The 23,712-nt window shown below is 69.0% G+C and carries 18 protein-coding genes; 10 read left to right on the forward strand and 8 right to left on the reverse strand.

Features of this window, described 5'->3' with window-relative positions; genetic code table 11:
- Positions 1–30 precede the first annotated feature (30 nt).
- The gene (locus tag J9315_RS07630; RefSeq protein ID WP_198498934.1) at positions 31–1,089 is read right to left on the reverse strand and encodes a glutathione S-transferase C-terminal domain-containing protein; all 1,059 of its coding nucleotides are present in this window, start codon (positions 1,087–1,089) and stop codon (positions 31–33) included.
- Between the two features lie 130 nt (positions 1,090–1,219).
- Positions 1,220–3,028, reverse strand: a complete 1,809-nt coding sequence (locus tag J9315_RS07635; protein WP_232623615.1) for a long-chain fatty acid--CoA ligase — start codon at positions 3,026–3,028, stop codon at positions 1,220–1,222.
- 195 nt (positions 3,029–3,223) lie between these two features.
- Between J9315_RS07635 and leuS the strand changes: the two genes are divergently transcribed.
- Both leuS and nadE read left to right on the forward strand, forming a co-directional pair.
- A complete protein-coding gene (gene leuS / locus J9315_RS07640) occupies positions 3,224–6,172 on the forward strand; it encodes a leucine--tRNA ligase (RefSeq protein WP_198498933.1) in 2,949 nt (982 codons plus the stop codon).
- A gap of 46 nt (positions 6,173–6,218) precedes the next feature.
- Positions 6,219–7,055, forward strand: coding sequence for an ammonia-dependent NAD(+) synthetase (nadE, locus tag J9315_RS07645; protein ID WP_198498932.1), 837 nt, complete (start codon positions 6,219–6,221; stop codon positions 7,053–7,055).
- 27 nt (positions 7,056–7,082) lie between these two features.
- Here nadE and J9315_RS07650 read toward each other — a convergent pair whose 3' ends face one another.
- Positions 7,083–7,778, reverse strand: coding sequence for a hypothetical protein (locus J9315_RS07650; protein ID WP_198498931.1), 696 nt, complete (start codon positions 7,776–7,778; stop codon positions 7,083–7,085).
- A gap of 106 nt (positions 7,779–7,884) precedes the next feature.
- On the opposite strand from J9315_RS07650, the gene J9315_RS07655 reads away from it, so the two are divergent.
- The 5 genes from J9315_RS07655 to holA all read left to right on the forward strand — a co-directional run bounded on the left by J9315_RS07655 (position 7,885) and on the right by holA (position 15,213).
- Positions 7,885–9,192, forward strand: a complete 1,308-nt coding sequence (locus tag J9315_RS07655) for a UDP-glucose/GDP-mannose dehydrogenase family protein (protein WP_198498930.1) — start codon at positions 7,885–7,887, stop codon at positions 9,190–9,192.
- Complete coding sequence (locus J9315_RS07660; protein ID WP_198498929.1) at positions 9,189–10,064, forward strand: DegV family protein; 876 nt, start codon at positions 9,189–9,191, stop codon at positions 10,062–10,064. Before J9315_RS07655 ends, J9315_RS07660 begins: the two co-directional genes overlap by 4 nt.
- A 681-nt stretch (positions 10,065–10,745) precedes the next feature.
- Entirely contained in the window at positions 10,746–11,609 is an 864-nt protein-coding gene (locus tag J9315_RS07665) for a ComEA family DNA-binding protein (protein WP_198498928.1), read from the forward strand.
- Positions 11,610–11,805: 196 nt separating this feature from the next.
- Positions 11,806–14,220, forward strand: a complete 2,415-nt coding sequence (locus J9315_RS07670) for a ComEC/Rec2 family competence protein (protein WP_198498927.1) — start codon at positions 11,806–11,808, stop codon at positions 14,218–14,220.
- A gap of 9 nt (positions 14,221–14,229) precedes the next feature.
- Positions 14,230–15,213, forward strand: coding sequence for a DNA polymerase III subunit delta (gene holA / locus J9315_RS07675; protein WP_198498926.1), 984 nt, complete (start codon positions 14,230–14,232; stop codon positions 15,211–15,213).
- Between the two features lie 194 nt (positions 15,214–15,407).
- On the opposite strand, the gene rpsT is transcribed toward holA, so the two are convergent.
- From rpsT to J9315_RS07690, 3 genes are all read right to left on the reverse strand, one after another.
- Positions 15,408–15,668 (reverse strand): 30S ribosomal protein S20, encoded by a 261-nt coding sequence (gene rpsT, locus J9315_RS07680; protein ID WP_137823915.1) that lies wholly within the window; start codon positions 15,666–15,668, stop codon positions 15,408–15,410.
- Positions 15,669–15,843: 175 nt separating this feature from the next.
- Positions 15,844–16,452, reverse strand: coding sequence for a type II toxin-antitoxin system PemK/MazF family toxin (locus tag J9315_RS07685; RefSeq protein WP_198498925.1), 609 nt, complete (start codon positions 16,450–16,452; stop codon positions 15,844–15,846).
- Between the two features lie 165 nt (positions 16,453–16,617).
- The gene (locus J9315_RS07690) at positions 16,618–17,397 is read right to left on the reverse strand and encodes an endonuclease/exonuclease/phosphatase family protein (protein ID WP_198498924.1); all 780 of its coding nucleotides are present in this window, start codon (positions 17,395–17,397) and stop codon (positions 16,618–16,620) included.
- 232 nt (positions 17,398–17,629) lie between these two features.
- Between J9315_RS07690 and lepA the strand changes: the two genes are divergently transcribed.
- From lepA to J9315_RS07705, 3 genes are all read left to right on the forward strand, one after another.
- The gene (gene lepA / locus J9315_RS07695) at positions 17,630–19,498 is read left to right on the forward strand and encodes a translation elongation factor 4 (RefSeq protein ID WP_232623613.1); all 1,869 of its coding nucleotides are present in this window, start codon (positions 17,630–17,632) and stop codon (positions 19,496–19,498) included.
- On the forward strand, positions 19,499–20,728 hold the full coding sequence (hemW, locus tag J9315_RS07700) for a radical SAM family heme chaperone HemW (protein ID WP_198498923.1): 1,230 nt from the start codon (positions 19,499–19,501) through the stop codon (positions 20,726–20,728).
- A gap of 491 nt (positions 20,729–21,219) precedes the next feature.
- Positions 21,220–21,768 (forward strand): hypothetical protein, encoded by a 549-nt coding sequence (locus tag J9315_RS07705; protein WP_211979153.1) that lies wholly within the window; start codon positions 21,220–21,222, stop codon positions 21,766–21,768.
- A 102-nt stretch (positions 21,769–21,870) separates the two neighbouring features.
- Here the strand turns inward: J9315_RS07705 and J9315_RS07710 are convergent, their stop codons facing one another.
- Positions 21,871–22,593 (reverse strand): DUF4870 domain-containing protein, encoded by a 723-nt coding sequence (locus tag J9315_RS07710; protein WP_198498921.1) that lies wholly within the window; start codon positions 22,591–22,593, stop codon positions 21,871–21,873.
- Positions 22,594–22,783: 190 nt separating this feature from the next.
- A complete protein-coding gene (locus J9315_RS07715) occupies positions 22,784–23,641 on the reverse strand; it encodes a DUF3097 domain-containing protein (RefSeq protein WP_198498920.1) in 858 nt (285 codons plus the stop codon).
- Positions 23,642–23,712: the final 71 nt, after the last annotated feature.

Genomic DNA, 23,712 nt, shown 5'->3' on the forward strand with positions numbered 1-23,712 from the left:
CGCCTCGGCGGGATGGACCGTCGGCAGGGTTCACTTCACCCAGGCCGCCGCGGTGCTCTCGAACGGAACCTCCTCGCCGGCGGCGACGGGACCGGGCGCGGTGCCGTCGCCGAAGGGCGAGCCGCCGAGTTCCTCCCTGCCGTGCGGGGTCAGCCACCCGGAGAGGTCCGGCCCGACGGGAACGATGCCGGTGGGATTCACGTCCTTGTGGACGATGTAGTAGTGGTCCTTGATCTGCGGGAAGTCGATCGTGTCGCCGAATCCCGGCGTCTGATAGAGGTCGCGGGCGTAGCCCCAGAGGTTCGGGAAGTCCCGCAGGGCGGTGCGATTGGCCTTGAAGTGCCCGTAGTAGACGGGATCGAAGCGCGCGAGCGTCGTGAAGAGCCGGACATCGGCCTCGGTGATCGACTCGCCCATGAGGTAGCGCCGGGTCGCCAGTCGCTCCTCGACGGTGTCGAGGGCGGTGAAGAGGCGGTCGAAGGCCTTCTCATAGGCCTCCTGCGAGCCGGCGAAGCCCGACCGGTACACCCCGTTGTTGATCTCCGTGTAGATCATCCGCATGAGGGACTCCATCTCGTCCCGCAACTCCTCCGGCCACAGGTTCGGCGCACCGTCGCGGTGGTAAGCCGTCCACTGGGTCGAGAAGTCCTCGGTGATCTGCGCGAAGTCGTTCGTCACGACCTCACCGGAGGGGATGTCGACGATCGCGGGCACCGTGATGCCGCGCGGGTAGTCGGGATAGCGCTTGAAGAACGCCTCCTGGAGCCTCTCGATCCCGAGCACCGGATCGACGCCCTCGGGATCGAGGTCGAAGGTCCACGAGCGCTTGTCGTGAGTGGGCCCGGGCATCCCGAGGGAGATGACGTCCTCGAGACCGAGGAGGCGCCGGACGATGACCGTGCGGTTGGCCCACGGGCAGGCGCGCGCGGCGATGAGGCGGTAGCGACCGGGTTCGACGGGCCACTGGGCGTCGGGATCGTCGAGGATGCGGTCCTCGATGTAGTTCGTGTCGCGGTTGAACTCCGCGCCCTTCTCGACATAGGAGCCGGTGGTGTCAGTGTCCGTGGTCGTCTCGGTGTCGTTCGACATGGGGATGTCCTCTCTCACGCGACTGAGTGCGGCGGGTCGGCCGCCCGCGGTGAACGGGCGGCCGACCGTCGTCACGATGGTTGAAACTTCATCTTACTCAGCCGGCCATCGCCGCGTCTCCCCACCGGCCTCAGTCGGCGTAGAGCGCTTCGATCTCGTCGGCGAAGTCCTTGCCGAGCAGGTGGCGCTTGACCGACTGCTTCGCGGAGAGATAGCCGTTGGCCTCGCTGAGCTCGACGGGCACGATGCGGAACTTCTTGATGCCCTCGGCCCGGGAGACGGTCCGATTGACGCGTTCGATCGCCTTCTCGATGGTCTGGCGCACGGTCTCGTCCTCGGCCGCCTCGGCGAGGGTCATCTCCGGCAGATCATGATTGGCAAGCCACGTCGGCAGCATCTCCGGGTCGAGGAAGATCAGCGCGGTGATGTACTTGCGGTTGTCGCCGACGAGCACCGGCTGGCCGATGATCGGATGGCGGCGCAGGGCGTCCTCGAGCGGGGCGGGAGCGATGTTCTTGCCGCTCGAGGTGACGATGAGCTCCTTCTTGCGCCCGACGATGCTGAGGTAGCCGTCCTCGTCGAGCGACCCGAGGTCGCCGGTGGCGAACCAGCCGTCGTGGAACTCCTTGGCCGTGGCCTCGGGGTTCTTCCAGTACTCGCGGAAGACGGGCACGCCCTTGGCGAGGATCTCGCCGTCGGGGGCGATCGCCACGGTCGCCCCGGGCAGGGGCACGCCGACGGTGCCGATCTTCGAGTTCTCGGGGACGTTGACCGTGATCGGGGCCGTCGTCTCGGTGAGACCGTAGCCCTCGAGGACGACGAGGCCGATGCCGCGGTAGAAGTGGCCGAGGTGCGTGCCGAGCGGCCCGCCGCCGGAGACCGCCCACTTGACGTTGTTGCCCATGATCTCCCGCAGCTTGCGGTAGACGAGGGTGTCGAAGAGCGCGTGCTGGGCCTTGAGCGTGAGCGGGACCCTGCCGGCGTCGAGGGCCTTCGAATAGGCGACGGCGACCTGCTCGGCCCGGCGGAAGATCTTCTCCTTGCCGCCGGCCTGCGCCTTCGCGAGCGCGGAGTTGAAGACCTTCTCGAAGACCCGGGGCACGCCGAGGATGAACGTCGGCTTGAAGCTGCCGAGGGCGTCGGTGAGCTTCGTCAGGTCGGCCTGGTGGGCGAGCAGCCCGCCCGTGCTCACGCAGAGGACCTCGATGAAGCGGGCGAAGACGTGGGCCTGGGGGAGGAAGAGGAGGCAGCGGGCGTCACCGCCGGTGACCTCGCTGATCTGCTCTTCGGCGGCCTGCGCGGTCTGGACGAAGTTCGCATGCGTGAGCACGCAGCCCTTGGGCCTGCCCGTCGTTCCGGAGGTGAAGATGATCGTCGCGATCGACTCGCTGCCGACCTGGCTGCGGCGGGCCTCGAGGTCGGCGTCGCTGACGGATGCGCCCGCGGCGCTGAGCTCGCGGAAGGCGCCCTCGTCCCAGATCCACAGCGCAGGTGTCGGCAGTCCGGCGGCGGCCGCGGCGTCGCGGACGCGCTGGGCATGCTCCTCGGTGGCGACGAGGCCGGCGGTGACCTCGGCGTTCTCGAGCATCCAGGCGAGCTGATCCTGCGAGGAGGTGTCGTAGAAGGGCACGGAGATCGCGCCGGCGAACCACACGGCGTAGTCCGACAGCGTCCAGTCGAAGGAGGTGGGGCCGAAGATGCCGACCTTGTCCTCGAACCCGACCCCGGAGGCCATGAGACCCTTGGCGACGGCGCGGACCTCATCGACGAACTCCGCCGTCGTCACCTCGACCCAGTCGTCGCCGACGGCCTTGGCCAGCGCCGGATGGGTGGGGGCGGTCGCGAGGCGGTTGAGAAGGATGTCGGTCGTCGATGACGTCGTGTCCACCTCGTACCCGACGACCGGAGTGGCTGACTGGGGCATTGTCTGTGGGCTCATGCGTACTCCTTCGGGACATAAGTTACTGCCCAGTTACTTTACTGTGCGATCGTTAAGTACTTTACTGTGCGAACCTTCAGCCGTGAAATCGATCACGTTTGCCCGGTGATCATGTCTCGTCTGCAGTCTAGCCAGTTCAGCGCGTGAACGTTCAGGCTACGATGGATCAAACCCGATCACTGGCGAAGGAAGGTAATGTCGACGAACCCTGAGGACACCGGTTTCCGCTACGACGCGGAGCTGGCGGAGAAGATCGAGACGTCATGGCAGCGCACCTGGGAGCAGGCGGGAACGTACCACGCCCCCAACCCGACCGGTGACCTCAGCCAGGACCTCGCCGCCTCCGCCGCGGAGTCCTCGTACGGGCCGCCGGACAACCTCGGCGAGCGGGAGTCCCTCTACATCATGGACATGTTCCCGTACCCCTCGGGTGCGGGCCTCCACGTCGGCCACCCGCTCGGGTATCTCGGCACCGACGTCTTCGGCCGCTATCAGCGGATGCGCGGACGCAATGTCATGCACGCGCTGTCGTATGACGCCTTCGGACTGCCCGCCGATCTCTACGCGGTGCAGACGGGCCAGCATCCGCGGATCACGACGGACGCGAACATCACGAACATGACCGCGCAGCTGCGACGCCTCGGGCTCGCCCACGACGCGCGCCGCAGCTTCGCGACGACCGACGACGACTTCGTCAAGTGGACGCAGTGGATCTTCCTCCAGATCTTCAACTCGTGGTACGACCCCGACGCGCAGGCACCGGGGGAGGACACCGCCGGTGCCGCCCGTCCGATCTCCACCCTCATCGAGCAGTTCGCGAGCGGACAGCGGCCGACCCCCGACGGGCGGGACTGGGCGCAGCTGAGCACCGCCGAGCAGGAGGACGTCCTCCAGGGCTACCGGCTGGCCTACGTCTCGGAGTCCCCGGTCAACTGGGCGCCGGGGCTGGGCACGGTGCTCGCGAACGAGGAGGTCACCGCCGAGGGCCTGTCCGAGCGCGGCAACTTCCCCGTCTACACGCGCACCCTGCGCCAGTGGAACATGCGCATCACGGCCTACGCCGACCGCCTCATCGACGACCTCGACGGCCTCGACTGGCCGAGTGCGATCCGCGCGATGCAGGTCAACTGGATCGGACGGTCGAAGGGCGCGCTGCTGCGCCTGCCGCTCATGCCGACCGCTGCCACGGCCGCCGACGCCGATTCGACGACCGAGGAGTCCATCGAGGTCTTCACGACGCGCCCGGACACGCTCTTCGGCGCGACCTACCTCGTGCTCTCACCCGAGCACCCGGCCGTTGCCGACCTCACCGCGGACGCGTGGCCGGACGGCACGCCCGAGCGCTGGCGCGGGGGAGCCGACACCCCCACCGAGGCGATCGCCGCCTACCAGCGCGCGGCTGCGGCCAAGACCGACGCCGACCGGCAGCAGAGCCGGGAGAAGACCGGCATCTTCACCGGCTCCTCGGCGCTCAACCCCGCGACCGGTGAGCAGATCCCGATCTTCGTCGCCGACTACGTCCTCATGGGCTACGGCACCGGGGCGATCATGGCGGTGCCCGCCGAGGACGCCCGCGACTGGGAGTTCGCGAAGGAGTTCGGCCTGCCCTACGTCCGCACGGTGCAGCCCCCGGAGGACCACGACGAGGACTCGCCGTACACGGGCGAGGGCGTGATGATCAACTCCGCGAACGAGTCGATCGACGTCAACGGCCTGCCGATCGCCGAGGCGAAGGCCGCGGTCACCGCATGGCTGGCCGGTCTGGGCCTGGCCGAGGAGACGACGCAGTACCGACTGCGCGACTGGCTGTTCTCCCGCCAGCGCTACTGGGGCGAGCCGTTCCCGATCGTCTACGACGAGCACGGAACCCCGATCGCGCTGCCCGACGAGCAGCTGCCCGTCCAGCTGCCCGAGGTCGACGACTTCGCGCCGCGGACCTATGCCCCCGACGACGCCGACTCCCAGCCGGAGCCGGCCCTGTCGCGCAATCGGGACTGGGTCGAGGTCGAACTCGACCTCGGCGACGGACCGCGCACCTACTACCGCGAGACGAACACGATGCCCAACTGGGCCGGGTCCTCGTGGTACCAGCTGCGCTACGCCGACCCGCACAACTCCGATGCCGTCGTCGACCCGGTCAACGAGGAGTACTGGCTGGGTCCGCGGGCCTCGAAGCCCCGCGGTGGGGCCGACCTCTACGTCGGCGGTCAGGAGCACGCCGTGCTCCACCTCCTCTACGCGCGCTTCTGGCACAAGGTGCTCTTCGACCTCGGCTACATCTCCTCGTCGGAGCCGTTCCACCGGCTCGTCAACCAGGGCTACATCCAGGCCTACGCCTACACCGACGCCCGCGGCGTCTACGTCCCGGCCGCCGACGTCGAGGAGCGCACCGACGAGGCGGGCGAGACGACGTTCTGGTACGCAGGCGAGCAGGTCAACCGCGAGTACGGCAAGATCGGCAAGTCGCTGAAGAACTCCGTCATGCCCGATGAGATGTACGACGCCTACGGCGCGGACACGTTCCGCGTCTACGAGATGTCGATGGGACCGATCGAGCAGGACCGGCCGTGGGAGACCCGAGCCGTCGTCGGCGCGCAGCGCTTCCTCCAACGGGTGTGGCGCCTCTTCGTCGACGAGGCGACCGGTGAGTCCGTCGTCGCCGCGGGCACTGCCGACCCCGAGACCCTCAAGGTCGCGCACCAGGTCATCGCCGGAGTCCGCGACGACATGGACCACCTGCGCTTCAACACGGCGATCTCGAAACTCATCGTGCTCACCAACCACCTGACGAAGCAGGGCGGAGCGACCGTCGACGTCCTCGAGCCGCTGGCGATCATGCTCTCGCCCTTCGCCCCGCACCTCGCGGAGGAGCTGTGGCAGCGGCTCGGACACGAGTCGTCGATCACCTACGTCGACTTCCCTGAGGCCGACCCCGCCTACCTCGTCGCCGACACCGTCACCGCGGTCGTCCAGATCAAAGGCAAGGTGCGCGCCCGGCTCGATGTCGCCCCCGACATCACCGCCGACGACCTCGAAGCCCTGGCGCTGGCCTCGCCGAACGTCCAGCGTACGCTCGACGGCGCCGGGGTGCGCAAGGTCATCGTCAAGGCCCCCAAGCTCGTCAACATCGTTCCCGACGCGTGAACCGCTGACCGGCCCCGGTCACCTGAGAGAAGGACCCCTGACTCCCATGAGCTCCATCGCCGCCGTCCAGGATGAGATCCGCACTGCGCTCGGTGTGCGTCCGCAGATCGATCCCGCCACCGAGGTGATCCGCCGTGTCGAATTCCTCGTCGACTACGTGCTCACCACCGGGGTGCGCGGGCTGGTCCTCGGCATCAGCGGGGGACAGGACTCGACCCTGGCCGGCCGGCTCTGCCAGCTGGCCGTCGAGACCCTGCGGCGGCGCGGGGAGAAGGCCGAGTTCTACGCGGTGCGCCTGCCCTACCACGTCCAGGCCGACGAATCCGATGCGCAGGACGCGCTGAAGTTCATTGCCGCCGACCACGAGATCGTCTTCAACATCGGCGCGGCCACGGACGCCGCCGCCGAGGAGTACCGCGAGGCGATGGGCGAGCCGATCTCCGACTTCGGCAAGGGCAACGTCAAGGCGCGCATGCGGATGACCGCGCAGTTCGAGATCGCCGGGGAGAAGCGCCTCCTCGTCGTCGGCACCGATCATGCCGCCGAGGCGGTCACCGGCTTCTTCACGAAGTTCGGCGACGGCGCTGCCGACGTCATCCCGCTGTCGGGACTGAGCAAGCGGCAGGGACGGGAACTGCTGCGCCACCTCGGCGCGCCGGAGCACCTGACGACGAAGACCCCGACCGCGGACCTCCTCGACGACGACCCGGGTCAGACCGACGAATCGTCGCTGGGGCTGACGTACGAGCAGATCGACGACTTCCTCGAGGGCAACGAGATCGACGCCGAGGCGGCCCAGCGGCTCATCGACCGCTACCGGGCGACCGAGCACAAGCGCCGCACCCCGGTGACCCCGACCGACAACTGGTGGATCCGGCACTGACGGGGTGGCGCGCCGCGCGCGCGTGCCTCAGGCGGTGAGTCCGAGCTCGAGCGCGGTCTGCTTGAACTCCCAGCGGGCGGTGATGAACGTGTCGCCGAGGCTCTCCCCGCGGCTGCGCGCCTCCGTGTACTCACGCCACCCGCCCTTGCGCGAGTCGCCGGGGGTGATCTCCCGCTTCGTCTCGTCGTCGGCGACGACGCGGGTCTCCTCGTTCACCCAGATCGACAGCGCCTCGGCGGCGCGGTAGAGGTTCATGAACGCGGTGTGGGAGCGCGGGTTGTCGAAGCTCGACTTCGCGAACTCCTCCCGGAAGGTGTGGAGCGGGGCGAGCTCGTCGACGGCGAGGGTGCCGAACGTCGCATCGAGGCGCAGGGACTGGATGAGGCCGTCGGAGTCGGGGATGAGAGTCAGGATCCGCTGCGCCCGCGTCTCGTCGGGGATCTGCGCGACCTCCTCGGCGACGGGGGTCAGGCCCACCGCATCCATCCGCCCGCGTTCGGTCGCGAGGCTGCCGCGCAGGGCATCGATCTGGGTCTGGGAGCGCCGCCATTCGCCGTGGAAGATCAGCAGGGCGGCAGCGGCACCGAGGCAGAGCACGATCCCGATGAGCCACGCGAACGGGTGGAGGGCGGGGATGGCGAAGAGCACGATGCCGACGACGATGAGGACGGCGAGAACCACCGCGGCGGTCGAGTTGGTGAGGAAATCCAGGAAACGCTTCACACGGACAAGACTACTGTTTCCGGCTCCGTAAATCGTGTAGGCAATCGTGCATGCAGGTGGCATATAGTGTGCGTGAAAATGCTCGGACGAAACGAGGTAGTGCCAGGTGTTGATTTCGGTCATCGGTTGTGGGTATCTGGGAGCCGTGCATGCGGCGGCCATGGCGTCGCTGGGTCACGAGGTCGTCGGCGTCGACGTCGACGAGGCGAAGATCGCGGCTCTGCGTGAGGGACGCCCGCCGTTCTTCGAACCGGGACTCGCCGACCTCCTCGTCGAGGGGCAGGAGAAGGGCGGCCTCGACTTCACGACGGATGTCTCCCGGGCCGCCGAGGCGAGCGTCCACTTCGTGTGCGTGGGCACCCCGCAGCGGCGCGGGGAGTTCGCCGCCGACGTCACGTACGTCGATGCTGCCGTCGACTCGCTCCTGCCGCATCTGGCGCCCGGCGCGGTGGTCGTCGGGAAGTCGACGGTGCCGGTGGGCACGGCGGCCCGGTTGGCCGCCCTCGTCGAACCGGCCGGGGGGATGCTCATGTGGAATCCCGAGTTCCTCCGTGAGGGACACGCCGTCGAGGACACCCTCCACCCCAACCGTCTCGTCTACGGGGTCGCCGAGGGCGAGGCCGGGGTCGCGGCGACCGCGGCCCTCGACGAGGTCTACGCGCCGATGCTCTCCGCCGACACGCCGCGGCTCGTCGCCGACTTCGCGACCGCCGAGCTCGTGAAGACCGCGGCGAACTCGTTCCTCGCGACGAAGATCTCCTTCATCAACGCGATGGCCGAGCTCTGTGAGGCCTCCGGGGCCGATGTCACGCTGCTCGCGGATGCGATCGGGATGGACGATCGGATCGGGCGGAAGTTCCTCAACGCCGGGCTCGGGTTCGGCGGGGGATGTCTGCCCAAGGACATCCGGGCGTTCATGGCCCGGGCCGGGGAGCTCGGGGCCGATCAGGCGGTGGCGTTCCTCAAGGAGATCGACTCGATCAACATGCGCCGGCGGGTGCGGATGGTCGACATCGCCCGGGATGCGCTCGGCGGGTCGTTCATCGGCAAGCGGGTGACGATCCTGGGGGCTGCGTTCAAACCCGACAGCGATGATGTCCGCGACTCCCCGGCGCTGGCGGTGGCCCGGCTCATCGGCACGCAGGGCGGGGTCGTCACGGTCACCGACCCGGAGGCCGTGGCGAATGCGTCCCGCGCGTTTCCCGAGCTCAGCTTCGTCACCGACACCACAGAGGCGCTGACCGGGGCGGATGCGGTGCTGCTGCTGACCGAGTGGCAGGAGTACCGGGACCTCGACCCGGAGGTCGTGGGCGGTCTCGTGGCCGGGCGGGTGCTCGTCGACGGGCGCAATGTGCTCGACCCGCACACGTGGCGGTCGGCGGGGTGGACGTATCGGGCGCTGGGCCGGCCATGAGGATCGGTCTCGTCACCGATTCGACCGCCCAGCTCCATGACGCCGAGGCGGCCCGGCTGCGCGAGACCACCGGCGGACTCTTCGCGGTCGTCCCCCTCACCGTGCTCATCGACGGGGTCGCCTACATCGACGGGGAGCTCGATCCGGACCGGTTGTGTGCGGCGATGGACGCCGGCTCCGAGGTGAGCACCTCGATGGCCACACCGGCTCGGTTCGCCGCCGCGTACGCCGATCTCATCGACCACGGCGCCGAGGCGATCATCGTCGTCACGATGTCCGGGGAGCTCTCGGGCACCCGCGATTCGGCCGTCACCGCGGCGACCGACCAGCCGGTGCTCATCGACGTCGTCGACTCGCGCACCACCTCGGCGGGACTCGCCGGGGCCGTCGCGGTCGCCGCTGCCGGGATCGGGCGCGGCGAGGACGTCGCATCGATCGCCGGCACCGTGGCCGACTGGTGTGCGGGGGAGACGATGACCGTCTTCGCTCCGCAGAACCTCGAACACCTGCGCCGAGGCGGTCGCATCGGGGCCGCGTCCTCGCTGCTCGGGCGCGCGCTGCAGATCGTGCCGGTGCTCGGGCTCGGGGCCGGAGTCGTCACCCCGGTCGCCCGGGTGCGCACCCGGGCGAAGGCGCTCGAGCGGATGAGCGTCATCGCCGGGGAGACGGCGGAGAGCCTCGGCGGGGGAGACCGGCCCCTGCAGGTCGAGATCCAGCACGCCGACGGCAGCCCCGACGCCCCCGACGTCGTCACCCTCACCGAGAAGCTCGTCGATCGGGGCCTGACGCCGACGTTCCGCACGCTCTCGCCGATCATCACCGCCCACGTCGGCCCCGGCGCCCTCGGCATCACGGTCCAGACCACCCCGTAGTCGGGGTGGCCGGGCGCCTGCTGGTCGGGGTGCGGCTGGCCTCGTGCGGCAGGCCGGTCTGGACTGCTCGCACGGTCGGTTGCGGCTCTGTTGGGGCCGGAGGGCTCAGGTAATGACGTGGGCCCTGGAAACCCAGGTGAGCCGGAAGACCAGTGTGCGCCAGTTGAGTCTGAGATGGACAAGGCAGCCTTGGCCATCTCAGAGCAGACTGGCGCAAAGTCGCGTCGTGCGTCCGCGCGAGCTGTCCGGCCGCGACTTCCCGCACGGGACCAGCCGTTGCTCACCCGCTCTACCCCCGCGCCGCCGAAAGTTCTGGTGTCCCTTGCGGTCCGGCGTCTGCGGCACTGTTGGGGCCGGTGGGCTCAGGTAATGACGTGAGCCCTGGAAACCCAGGTGAGCCGGAAGGGGACTGTGCGCCAGTTGAGTCTGAGATGGCCAGGGCGGCCTTGGCCATTTCAGAGCAGACTGGCGCAAAGTCGTGTCGGGCGTCCGCGTGAGGTGTCTGACCGCGGCTTCCCCGCACCGTCGCCGGACAATTCCCAGCCCGCCACGGACTCGGGTGCGGCCGGGTGTGGATGACGCGGCGACTCGTGTGCTGAGAGCCTGTGGACGCTCGCGCACTGTCCACAGGGCCGGCCGAATGCGTGGAGCCCGTGGCCGTGCCCGTCGTAGCGTGCGCGCATGGCTGTGTCCCCCGATGACAGGTTCGCCGGCCTCGTCAACGCGAGCGCCGAACGCGGCGGATGGGTTCCCGGCGACATCTACACCGCCGGCACCGAGGGCGAGGAGGAACCAGTCCCGCCGCGTCGCGTCCGCCTGCCCATACTCATCGCCCTCGCCGTGGCGACGACCGCCGTGCTCGTCCTGGCGTTCTACGTGTTCCGGCCGACGCAGACGCAGAGCCCGTCCGATCCGACCGCAGGAGGTGTCGTGTCGGAAGGATCATCCGCCGAGGCGGCCGACAGTCAAGGCGGCAGCGGAGAACCCGGGTCGGCTGAGGACAGCGCTGGACCCGGTGATCAGCCGGCGAACCAGCAGGTCGTCGCCCATGTCACGGGCGAAGTCGCCAACCCGTCCGTCGTCACGCTGCCCGGCGGCTCACGGGTCAGCGACGCCGTCGAGGCGGCTGGGGGACTGACCGGCGACGCCGACGCGGAAGCGGTCAACCTCGCCCGGCTCGTCGCCGACGGCGAGCAGATCCGCATCCCGGCAGTCGGCGAGACACCCGCTGGTCAGGCCCCGGGCGGACAGCCGCCGGGCCCTGCACCGGACGGCCAGTCCCCAGGAGGCCAGGGGCCTGGTGCGCCCACCGCCCCAGCACCTCCCGGCAGCGGGCCGGGTGCGGTGCCCGGTGGGAAGATCGACCTGAATACGGCGGACTCGGCGACCCTGGAGACCCTGCCCGGGGTCGGCCCCGTCACCGCCCAGGCGATCATCGCCCACCGCGAACAGACCCCGTTCACGAGTATCGAGGACCTCCTCCTCGTCAAGGGCATCGGCCCGAAGACCTTCGAGAGTCTCAAGGACCTTGTCACCGTCGGATGAGGAGGCCGCCGGAGCCGAGCGACCACAGCCCGGGCCGCAGACCCGGTGGGGAATCAGGCCGCGGACTGGACCGGAGCCTCGAACACACACTGCGCCGCACACCCGACGACAACCTCGGCCGCGGAGACGCGCCGCGGCGCGGCAGCGACGCGCGGCTGGGCCCCAGAAGCCTGGGCCCCAGCAGGCGGCGGACTGGGTGCGCAGGCAGACTCGCGCAGGCTGGCAGTGGGCGCGGACGACGGCCACGCTGTGGCCGTCATCGGTGCGCTTAGTCCTCTGCGCCGGCGGGCTCTGGGTACTCGCCCTCCTCGCACCTGGCCCCTGGGCGCTCGTGGGCGTCCCGGTCCTCATCGGACTCGGCTTCGTCGTCGTCCATCGCCGCCGGTTCCACCACCTCGGCGTCGGACTCGTCGTCTTCGCGTGCCTCGCCGCAGTCCAGATCTGCGTGCTCACTTCCGCGCGCGGTCCTGTGGAGAACACGGAGACGAACGGGATCGTCGTCGGGGCCTCGACGCCGGGTCCGTCGGGCTGGTCACGCCTCACTCTGCTCACCGGCGGTGGCTTCACCGAGGTGCTCGCCCCCGCCGTCCCGCCCGCCGGTGCGCACGTCGAGATGCGCACCGAGCGCCTCGACGACATCCGCATCACCCGAGACGAGCCCCGCGTGACGCGCGCACCGAACGCCGTGTGGAGGTGGCGGGCGGAGGTGCGCGCGACCCTGCGCGAGAACTCGCTCGCCGCAGGCACCAGCGGCGGTGCGCTGCTGCCCGGCCTCGTCGTCGGGGACACTGAGCCGCAGGATGCGCAGATGACCGATGACATGCGCGTCGTCTCCCTCACCCATCTGTCCGCGGTGTCGGGGACGAACGTGACGATCGTCAGCCTCGGCGCCGGCCTTCTCGCGGGGGCATGCCGAGCGGGTCCGCGGACCCGCGCCGCCGTCGGCGTGCTCACCTGCCTCGGCTACGTCTTCGTCGTCGGCTTCGAACCGAGCGCGATCCGCGCCGCCGGCATGGCAGTCGCCGTCGCCCTCGTCTTCCTCCGCGGCGGCGGGATCGCCCCGGTCGCCGTCATCGCGGCCACGGTCGCGCTCCTCCTCACCGGTGTGCCGGTGCTCGCCACCTCGGTGGGATTCGTCCTCTCGGTCATCTCGACGACGGTCATCATGTTCGTCGTCCCGCTCCTGCTGCGCAGACTCCTCGTCCGCTTTCCGCTCGCCCCGTCCGTGCTCGTCAGCGCGCTCGTCGTCCCGCTCGTCGCGCAGCTCGCGTGCACCCCGGTGCTCGTCGCCATCGATCCGCGCCTGGGCGGCTGGTCGGTGGTCGCGAACGCGCTGGCCTCTCCGGCCGTCCTCCCGGCGACGATCGCCGGGTTCGTGTCCCTGGTGACCGGCGGGATCGGCCTGCCCGGACTGCCGTGGATCGCCGAGTTCACTGCCTGGCTCGGTTCGCTGTGCGCCTGGTGGATCGTCGCCGTCGCGCGGGTCTGCGCCCGCTTGCCCGGGGCATCGCTCGCGTGGCCGGATCCACCGGTGGGGTCGCTGGTCGCCCTTGCGGTGCTCGCGCTCTTCACCGTCGGCGTCGTCCTGCTCATCCGCAAACGGCTCTGGGGCGCGCCGGTCGTCGTCCTCGCGATCGCTTTCGGGGCGGCGGTCGTCGTCGTGGGCAGTCCGCGTCCGCCTGCCCGGGATTGGCTCGTCCTCGTGTGCGACGTCGGACAGGGGTCGGCGACGGTGGTCAACCTCGGCGACGGTCGGGGCCTCGTCATCGATGCGGGGAAGGAGCCGGGGCCGATCGATGCGTGCCTCGACGACAGCGGGATCGCTGAGGTCGACCTCGCGATCTCCCATTTCGACGCCGACCACAGCGGCGGGGCGGCCGGCACCGCGTGGTCGCGGACGGTGGGTCAGGTGTGGGTGTCAGCCAACGTCATCGGCAGTCCCGACGTCGCGCAGCTCGTCCGGGACACCGGCGCCGAGGTGGTTCCCCTCGACCGCGGACGTCGCCTCGACATCGACGGAGTGGCCATCGAGGTGCTCTGGCCGCCCGGTGGGGGCACGGGCGTGCCGCCCAGCGGAAGGACGTCGGTCCCGCCTGCTGGGGCCGGCCCACCTGTTGAGGGCAGAGGCGGAACCGAGGGAGACGACGCGGGCGGGACCGGGCAGGGCAACGGCCGGTCCGAGTCCGGGCAGGGCAGCGGCGGGTCCGAGTCCGGGACGGCCGCGCGCAATGAGGACTCCCTCGTCTTCCGCATCGACGTCGGCGGGCTCACCGTCCTCATCCCCGGTGATGTCGGCGAGGAGGAGCAGTTCGTCCTCGCGCAGAGCCTGACGCCCACCGACGTGCTGCTCGCCCCGCACCACGGGTCCTCGGATCTCTCCGTCGACTTCTATCGGGCGGCTCGCGCGCAGCTCGGCATCGTCTCCGTGGGGGAGAACCGCTACGGACACCCGACTGACCGGTCTCTCCAAGCGTTCGGGCCGGTCAGGGTGCTGCGCACCGACGAGTGCGGGACGATTGCCCTCTACTCCGGGCCCCGCTTCAGCACGGCGCGCGGCTGCGTCAGTGCCGGCGGCGAGGACGACGACGGTCGTGTCCCGGGCGGACGATAGGCTGGGGGCATGGCAGCGAAGAAGACACTGATCCCCTGGAGTTCGGCGAAGCCCGCGCCCGTCGTCATGATCTCCGGCGGCGAATCGGTGCTCGTGCGGATGGCCAAGGATCGGATCGTCTCCGCGGCCCGGAAGAAGGACCCCGAGGAGGTCGAGTTCGACGCCGCCGCGTACCAGGGCGGAGAACTCGAGATGGCGGCCTCGCCGTCGCTGTTCTCGAGTGCGAAGCTCATTGTCGTCGACGCCGTCGAGAAGTGCTCCGAACCGTTTCTCGAGGACGCGGTGTCCTATCTCGACGAACCGAACGACGACGCCGTCGTCCTCTTGCTCCATGGCGGAGGCAACCGCGGTGCGAAGCTCGTGAAGAAGATCGACGCGGCCGGATTTCCGCGCATCGATGCCGCCGTGCTGAAGAACGAGAGCGACCGGGCGAAGTTCGCCCAGGCGCGCTTCAAGTCGGCGAAGCGGCAGATCGACGAATCCGGGATGGAAGCGCTCATGTCCGCCCTCGGTGCCGACCTCTCGGAGCTCAACGCCGGCGTCGACCAGCTCATCGAGGACACGGAGGGCACGATCACCAGCGCCGTCGTCGATCGCTACTACGGCGGCAGGGTCGAGGCGACCGGCTTCAAGGTCGCCGATGCCGCGGTCTCCGGCGATGCGAAGAGCGCGCTCAGCCTGCTCCGCCACGCGCTGTCGACGGGATCGGATCCGGTGCCGCTCGTGGCGGCCGTGGCGATGAAGCTGCGGGGCATGGCGAAGGTCCAGGGCTTCTCGGGATCGAGCGGCGAGCTCGCCGCCGAACTGAAGATGGCGCCCTGGCAGGTCGACCGGGCCCGGCGGGAGGTGCGGCGCTGGAACGAGGTCGCCCTCGGACAGTCCCTCATCGCGGCAGCCGAGGCGGACGAAGCCGTCAAAGGCGGCGGCCGCGACCCTGTCTACGCCGTCGAGACGTTCGTCTCCGAAGTGTGTCGGCTCGCCCGCGCCCGCTGAGCCCCCAGGCGGTGACCTGAGCGAACCCCGTCACGGTGTCCTGCGCGAACCCCGCTCCGGTGTCCTAGGCGAGTCCCCTTCCGGTGACCTGAGCGGACCTCGTCCCGGCGCCCGTTCCCGGACAAGCGAAGTTCCCGGGCAAGCGAAAGGGCCCGATCCGCAGTGCGGATCGGGCCCTTTCAGAAGCCATCAACTCAGAGAGCGTTGATCTGCTTGGCGAGCCTCGACTTGCGGTTCGCAGCGTTGTTCTTGTGCAGAACACCCTTCGACACAGCCTTGTCGAGCTTGCGGGCGGCCACAGCATAAGCCTGCTGTGCCTCGTCCTTGTTGCCGGCAGCAATGCTCTCACGGACGTCGCGAATGAGACCGCGGACCTCGGTGCGCACCGACTTGTTGCGCAGACGAGCCTTCTCGTTGGTCTTGATCCGCTTCATCTGGGACTTGATATTAGCCAATTTCAACACTCTTTCGTGTTCGTACTACATGGTCGTGAGGGCACATCCGCACGAGCGCGTCATCTCCGCGGGGAAACACCTCGATGACATCGTGTCGGACGGCATCTTCACCCGACCTCGGCGAGACACACGCCTTGATGAAGACACAAGCACATATCCTACCAGGCGACCGCCCTCAGTCGAATTCGGCGGCGACGAGGGCGAAGACCTCACGCGACATCACCGCGCCCTCCCGGCGGATGCCGTTCGGATCGAGGCGGATGATGCGGTCGAGGCGCACCTCCGAGGGCCGGCCCTGCGAGTCCCAGTCACCGCTGCCGATGTTCATCCACCGCGCACCGCCGTCCGAGCGCACCTCGCCGATCCCGCCGGGGATGCGATCCTTGCTCGTGAGCATGAGGACGAGCACCCACTGCCCGTCCTTGCCGATGACGAGCGAGGGCCGATCCTTGCCCTGCGAATGATCCTCCTCGAACGGCACCCAGCCCCACACGACCTCACCGGGATCGGCGTCGCCGTCGAGATCGGGGGAGTAGGAGACCGTGACCGGTCCGCGGTAGTCACCGGGATAGCCGCCGGTGCGTGCGTTCGTCGTCCGTGCCCCGCCCGGCGCCGAGGCGGTTCCCCCGCCCGGACGCGACTGGCCCTGCGAGGACGGCCGGGGAGCAGGCCGGCCACCGGACTGCCCGCCCTGTGACCGCTTGCTCTGCGACTCCTTGAGGTACTTCATGCCCTCGCGGACACCGATCTTCACGGCACGATTGACGATTGATCTCCAGCTCATGCCACCCAGCCTAGTGGACGGCCTTGACAGCACTCTGTCGCCGAACGACGGACCGGCTTCCGGCACCAGCTGCGGCCGGGTGACCCCCTGAACCGGCGTGACACCCCAGTCTTCGTGCCGGCACCGGCAAGCGTCCGGCGGCAACGGGAGTCCGCAGTCCGCGCCTCATGCCCGGACGTCGCCGGTCCAGCGCAGGGTCGCCTCGACGGGGAAATGATCGGACGGGTACGTGCCGTCGACGTTGAAGGTGTCGATGCGGGTGGCCACGGTCTCCAGCCCCGGCGTCGTGAGGATCCAGTCGATGCGCGGCTCCCCGGCCTTGGGTCCCTTGTAGCGGTGGAACGTGCCGATGTCCTCCCCGGGCACCGCAGCGGCGGTGTCCGTGAGGCCGAGGTCCGTGACGAAGTAGTCGTAGACGGGGGCTCCGGTGGCGACGTTGAAGTCACCGGTGACGACGCAGGGGACGGCCACCTCGGCGATGGTCTCCGCCATGATCTTCGCGGACTCGAGCCGCGCGCGTTCGGACTTGTGGTCGAGGTGGGTGTTGAGCAGCCGCAGCGCCCGGCCGGTCTCGAGGTCCTTGAAGTCGACCGTCGTCAGGGTGCGGGCATGCGAGACGCCCCACGACTCCGAGGCGACGGTGTCCGGGGTCTCCGACAGCCAGCTGATGTCGACGGTCTCGACCTCGAAGCGGGTGGAGTCGCAGATGATCGCCGTGAACTCTCCGGCATTGCCGCCCGAATGCCCCTCGCCGAGCCAGATGTACTCATCGGGGAGGAGTTCGATGAGGGTCTCGAGCTGGTCGAGCTCGCCCTCCTGGGTGCCGATGAGATGCGGATGGGCGGCGCGGATGAGCTCGGCGGCGACCGGCAGGCGCTCGGCGACGGGATGCCCGTCCATCGCCGGGTAGCGGAGATTGAAGCTCATAACGGTGAAGTCGCTCATGAGACCATCATCGCCGACGTCCGCGGCGAACGGAGGGAAATCCGCCGAGATTTCCCGGGCCCACCTCGGCGAACCGGGCGGGCCGACACCGGCGAACCGGGCAAGCTGAGCACGGCGAACTGGGCAATGCGACACCGGCGAACCGGGCAAGACTTCCCGCCTGCGCGGATTCCGGCCCGGGGACCAACTCGTGGAACAATGGAGGTTCGCACGAATTGAAGAAAGGGCGTTCATGTCACCTCAGGTGTCGCCACAAGCACTCCAGCGGATCACACCGTCCGCAACCTCACCCGAGTTGATCCGCAATTTCTGCATCATCGCCCACATCGACCACGGCAAGTCGACCCTGGCCGACCGGATGCTCCAGATCACCGGAGTCGTCCAGCCCCGCGACATGCGCGCGCAGTACCTCGACCGGATGGACATCGAACGCGAGCGCGGCATCACGATCAAATCGCAGGCCGTACGCATGCCCTGGGAGACCGAGGGCACCCCGTACGCGCTCAACATGATCGACACCCCCGGACACGTCGACTTCACGTACGAGGTCTCCCGGTCGCTGGCCGCCTGTGAGGGTGCGCTCCTCCTCGTCGACTCCGCGCAGGGCATCGAGGCCCAGACGCTCGCGAACCTCTACCTCGCGATGGAGAACGATCTCACGATCATCCCCGTCCTCAACAAGATCGACCTGCCCGCCGCGCAGCCGGACAAGTACGCCGAGGAGCTGGCGAACCTCATCGGCAGCGACCCGGCCGACGTCCTCCGCGTCTCCGGCAAGACCGGCGAAGGCGTCGAGGGCGTCCTCGACCGGATCATCACCGACATTCCCGCCCCCGTCGGCGACGCCGATGCTCCGGCCCGGGCGATGATCTTCGACTCCGTCTACGACACCTACCGCGGTGTCGTCACCTATGTCCGCGTCGTCGACGGCTCGCTCTCCCCGCGGGAGAAGGTGACGATGATGTCGACGGGCACGACCCACGAGCTCCTCGAGATCGGCGTGTCCTCCCCGGAGCCGATCGCGACGAAGGGACTCGGCGTCGGTGAGGTCGGCTACCTCATCACCGGCGTCAAGGACGTCCGCCAGTCGAAGGTCGGCGACACCGTGACCGCGACGAAGGCCCCCGCCGAGGCGCCCCTGGCCGGATACTCCGAACCCAAGCCGATGGTGTTCTCCGGTCTCTTCCCGATCGACGGCTCCGACTACCCGGCGCTGCGCGATGCCCTCGACAAGCTCAAGCTCAACGACGCCGCACTCGTCTACGAGCCCGAGACCTCGACCGCACTCGGCTTCGGCTTCCGCTGCGGGTTCCTCGGCCTGCTCCACCTCGAGATCGTTCGGGAGCGCCTCGAGCGCGAATTCGACCTCGACCTCATCTCGACCGCCCCGAGCGTGATCTACAACGTCACCCTCGAGGACCGTTCGGAGGTCGTCGTGACGAACCCGAGCGAGTTCCCGACCGGCAAGATCCGCGAGGTCCGCGAACCGATGGTGCGCGCGACCATCCTCACGCCGAGTGACTACATCGGCGCGGTCATGGAGCTGTGCCAGGATCGTCGCGGCAAGCTCCAGGGCATGGACTACCTGTCCTCGGACCGCGTGGAGATCCGCTACCGGCTGCCGCTGGCGGAGATCGTCTTCGACTTCTTCGACCAGCTCAAGTCCCGGACGAAGGGGTACGCCTCCCTCGACTACGCCGACGACGGTGAGGACGCAGCGGATCTCGTCAAGGTCGACATCCTCCTCCACGGCGACCAGGTCGACGCGTTCTCCGCGATCGTCCACCGCGACAAGGCCTACGGGTACGGGGTGCTCATGGCCGGCAAGCTGCGCGGACTCATTCCCCGCCAGCAGTTCGAGGTGCCGATCCAGGCCGCCATCGGCTCGCGCATCATCGCCCGCGAGACCATCCGCGCGATCCGCAAGGACGTGCTCTCGAAGTGCTACGGCGGCGACATCAGCCGCAAGCGCAAGCTGCTCGAGAAGCAGAAGGAGGGCAAGAAGCGGATGAAGATGGTCGGCAGCGTCGAGGTCCCGCAGGAGGCCTTCATCGCCGCCCTGTCCTCGGACGAGCCCGACAAGAAGGACGCCAAGAAGTAAGTGCCGGCACAACCGCTCGGTGAGATCCCGCCGCTCGACGGTTCCCTTCCCGCCTCGGCGGGGACCGGGACCGACACGCGGCTGAGCCTCTACGTCCACGTCCCGTACTGCCGGGTCCGGTGCGGGTACTGCGACTTCAACACCTACACCGCAGACGAGCTCGGACCGGGCGCGAACCGCGAGGACTACCGCGCGATGATCGCCCGTGAGCTCGATCTCTCGACCCGGGTCCTCGCCGAGGCGGGGGCCGGTGACCGTGAGGTCGGGACGATCTTCTTCGGCGGGGGCACCCCGACGCTCCTGCCCGCCGAGGTGCTCGCCGGGGTGATGGACGACATCCGCGCCCGCTACCGGCTGGCCCCCGACGTCGAGGTGACGACCGAGGCGAACCCCGACACGCTCGACCCCGGCTACATCGACACGCTCGCGACGGCCGGCTTCACCCGGATGTCGGTGGGCATGCAGTCGGCGGTGCCGCACGTGCTCGCCACGCTCGACCGCACGCATGATCCGAAGAAGATCCCCGAGGTCACCCGGTGGATCAAGGACGCGGACCTCGAACTCAGCCTCGACCTCATCTACGGCACTCCGGGCGAGTCGATCGCGGACTGGAGGACCTCCCTCGAGGCCGCGCTCGAGGGCGACGTCGACCACATCTCCGCGTACTCGCTCATCGTCGAACCCGGCACGAAGATGGGAGTGATGGTCCGTCGAGGGCAGCTGCCGATGCCCGACGAGGACGATCTCGCCGACAAGTACGAGATCGCCGATGCCGCCATGGCCTCCGCGGGCCTGAACTGGTACGAGGTGAGCAACTGGTCGACGTCGGAGGCGACCCGCTGCGACCACAACATGGCGTATTGGCGCAATGCCGACTGGTGGGGTTTCGGACCGGGGGCGCATTCGCACATCGGGGGAGTGCGGTTCTGGAACGCGAAGCACCCGCGAGCCTGGTCCGACCGGCTGCGCGCCGGTGACTCGCCGGCGATCGGCCGGGAAGTGCTCTCGGCGTCGACGCGGGAGATCGAACGGATCATGCTCGCCGCCCGCATCGACTCCGAGCTGCCGCTCGAAACGCTGGCCCCCGGCAGCGACGCCGCGATCAGGACCTTCGTCAAGCAGGGGCTTCTCGACGCCGAGGCGGTCGAGAGCGGCCGCTTCTCACCGACCCTGCAGGGCCGGCTCATGGCCGACTACATGGTCCGCGTCCTCACGGAGTTCGTGGACTGAGGCCGGCAAGGCAGGCTCGCGGTGCCGACGTCCTGCTACGCTGACTACAGATATGGTGGCATCCCTCGCGGAAGCTCATTGTCCCGCGGGCGTGCACTGGGGGAATCTCGCCGGGGAGGTGGCCGATGCCCAGTTCCGATCCGTACGAAGAGCCGTCTGGCCTGCCCCCGTTCCCACAGAGTGCCGAGCGCCCCTCGGATTCCCGATCCGAAGTGCAGCCCACACGGTCACCGGCGCCGCGAGTGGAGATCTCACGGTCCGGCGAGGGGGAGAATGAGCATCGCGACGACCGGCATCTCCCTCCGTCGCTCCCGCACCCACACTCTGCTCGGTCGCAGCGCCCGACTGTGGCACAGGGGATCGGTCGGGTGAGCGGCGACGTCAAGAACGTCGCGGTGCGTGCCACGGGCACAATGAGCCACTCAGCGCTGTGGACGAAGGGGCGCAGAGCTGCGGGACGTGCGTCGGCGACGGCTCTGTCCGGAGGCCGCGTGGCATGGGAGGCATCGACGGCGGCTGTCCACGCCTACACGACGGCGTCCTCCCTTCATGCAGATCGCACCGGTCGCAAGCGCCGACCGTGGGAAGTGCTCGCTGCAGCGATCCTCGGGTTGATCGCCCCGCTGTTCATTGCGCTGGCAGTCATCGTCATGGCCGTCACCGGTGGCAGGACGCTGAGAGCGGCGGGTTTCGCGCTGCGGCAGGTGGGCGGCAGCACCGGAGCAGAGGCGGTCACCGCCGTCGGTGACATGTCGACCGCCCTGGCCAATGCGCTTGTGGTGGTGGGCATCATCGTCGGGCTCATCGTCGTCGTGGCCTTCGTCGTCTATGCCTGGCGACTTCTCGTGGGGCGCGGCCGCGCGCGGTGGATCGCCCTCGCTGCACTCATCGTGTCTCTGTTCGTCCTCACACCGCTCAGCCCGATCCTCGTCACGGGTTTTCAGCTGTTCGGTGTCACCAGTCTCGTCTTCGCTTTTCTGCCGCGATCCTCGGCGTGGTTTGCCCACCGCCGGCGCGGCACGCGCTGGGCTGCGCGATGAACGACGACGGGCCGCCGTGCCTCAGCACGGCGGCCCGTCTCGGTTGACTGTCAGTGTCTGACTGTCAGTGTCGGAGTCGATCGGCTCGGGAGCCGGTCACTCTCACTTGACGAAGGGGATCGTCATCGGGATCTTGTAGCACTCGCCCTTGTTCGCGGCCATCGCGGCGATGATCTGGAAGACGATGGCACAGATCCAGACGGCGATGTAGAGGAAATAGCCGACGATGACGAACATGAGGAGTCCGCTGACGAAGTACGCGATGAGGATCGTGAGCTGGAAGTTCAGGGACTGACGAGCGGTCTCGCGGACGAAGGGGGACTCGTCCTTCTTCACGAGGAACATGATGAGCGGCAGCAGCCAGCCGAGGAAGATCGCTCCGACATCAGTCCACAGCGCCGTCGTCCGCTCGGACTCGTTGGCATTCCAGAAGCGCTCGGAGCCGGGTCCGTAGGCGGCCTCGGGGAGGTTGGCAGAATTGAACATCGCGGGATTGCCCTGCTGGATCCCGTAACCGGGCTGCTGCCCGCCGTAGCCCTGTCCGCTGTAGCCCTGCTGCGAACCGTACTGCTGCTGGCTGCCGTAGTTCTGGCCGCCATAGCTCTGCGGCTGGCTCCCGTACTGATTCTGCTGCGAGCCGTAGTTCTGCTGCGACCCGTACTGCTGTCCGCCGTTGTTCGGCTGCGACCCGTACTGGTTCTGCTGCGAGCCGTACTGGTTGGGCTGGCTGTAGGGCTGCTGGGGTCCCGACGCCTGGGAGTAGTCGGGCGGCATCGGGCGGGACTGGTGCTGATCGCCGTTCGGCGGCTGCGGGGAATTCGACATGACGGGTCCTTTCGAGAAGCTTCTGCCCCCTTACCCTAATCGACCTGCCTCGCCCGGACGTGGGAATGGTGTTCCAAATCCATCACAAACGCCCGCGCGGACGCTGGCCGCAGCCTGTCCGTGCACCGGCCCCGCAGCGAACGCAGTCCCCGGAGCGACCGCAGTCCACACACCGCCTCGGAGCGAAACGTCAGTCCACGGTGACGAAGTCGATGAGCTCCTCGACCCGGCCCGAGAGCGTCGGCTCGACGTCGGCGATCGTCGTCACCGACTTGAGTATCCGCACCCAGCCGGCGGCGACGTCCCTGTGGTCGGCGTGCGGCCAGCCGATGCGGCGCAGGATCCCGGTCTTCCAATCCTCGCCGCGCGGCACGGTCGGCCATGCGTCGATGCCGACGACCCGCGGCTTGACCGCCTGCCAGATGTCGACGTAGGGGTGACCGATGATGTGGACGACCTCGGCGTAACGGGGATCGGCGCGGACCGCCTCGGCGATCTTCGACTCCTTGGTGCCCTTCACCAGGTGGTCGGCGAGGATGCCGACGCGGTGCTGCCGGTCGGGACCGAAGGCCTCGAGCTTGTCGGCGACGTCGTCGAGCCCGCCGAGCGGTTCGACGACGACGCCCTCGATGCGCAGGTCATCGCCCCAGATCTTCTCGACGAGCTCGGCGTCGTGCTTGCCCTCGACCCAGATCCGCGACCCCCTGGCCACCCGCGCCTTCGCATCGGCGACGGCCCGCGACCCCGAGGCGGTGCGACCGGGCGCCTGCGGCTTCCGTTTGGGCAGCCGCAGATCGACGGGCTCGCCTTCGAAGAGGAATCCCGGACCCAGAGGGAACGCCCGGCGCCCGCCGCGGCGATCCTCGAGGGTGACGACGACGCCGCTCGCGGTCTTCTCCGCCCCGATGACCGCCCCGACGAACCCGCTCATCGCGTCTTCGAGGACCATGCCGAGGCCGACCTCGACGGGGCGGGACTTCTTCGGGCGGTGCGAGGACGGCGAGGATCCCGAGAGGACATCCGAGCCGTAGCGATCAAAGGCATTCACGGTGCCCCAGCCTAGTGAATCGCCCCCGGCGCGGCCGGGCTGACACGCAGGCCGGGTGCCGACGGCCGCCG

The sequence above is a fragment of the Brevibacterium sp. W7.2 genome, from assembly GCF_018137945.1.
Lineage (GTDB): Bacteria > Actinomycetota > Actinomycetes > Actinomycetales > Brevibacteriaceae > Brevibacterium > Brevibacterium sanguinis.

Bases quoted from the DNA above. Each gene is read 5' to 3' on its own strand.
- nadE (WP_198498932.1), top strand. From the start codon at position 6,219: ATGAGCTCCATCGCCGCCGTCCAGGATGAGATCCGCACTGCGCTCGGT.
- J9315_RS07710 (WP_198498921.1), bottom strand. From the start codon at position 22,593: ATGTCGAATTCCCCGCAGCCGCCGAACGGCGATCAGCACCAGTCCCGC.
- leuS (WP_198498933.1), top strand. From the start codon at position 3,224: ATGTCGACGAACCCTGAGGACACCGGTTTCCGCTACGACGCGGAGCTG.
- holA (WP_198498926.1), top strand. From the start codon at position 14,230: ATGGCAGCGAAGAAGACACTGATCCCCTGGAGTTCGGCGAAGCCCGCG.
- J9315_RS07690 (WP_198498924.1), bottom strand. From the start codon at position 17,397: ATGAGCGACTTCACCGTTATGAGCTTCAATCTCCGCTACCCGGCGATG.
- J9315_RS07665 (WP_198498928.1), top strand. From the start codon at position 10,746: ATGGCTGTGTCCCCCGATGACAGGTTCGCCGGCCTCGTCAACGCGAGC.
- lepA (WP_232623613.1), top strand. From the start codon at position 17,630: ATGTCACCTCAGGTGTCGCCACAAGCACTCCAGCGGATCACACCGTCC.
- J9315_RS07685 (WP_198498925.1), bottom strand. From the start codon at position 16,452: ATGAGCTGGAGATCAATCGTCAATCGTGCCGTGAAGATCGGTGTCCGC.
- J9315_RS07630 (WP_198498934.1), bottom strand. From the start codon at position 1,089: ATGTCGAACGACACCGAGACGACCACGGACACTGACACCACCGGCTCC.
- J9315_RS07635 (WP_232623615.1), bottom strand. From the start codon at position 3,028: ATGAGCCCACAGACAATGCCCCAGTCAGCCACTCCGGTCGTCGGGTAC.
- J9315_RS07660 (WP_198498929.1), top strand. From the start codon at position 9,189: ATGAGGATCGGTCTCGTCACCGATTCGACCGCCCAGCTCCATGACGCC.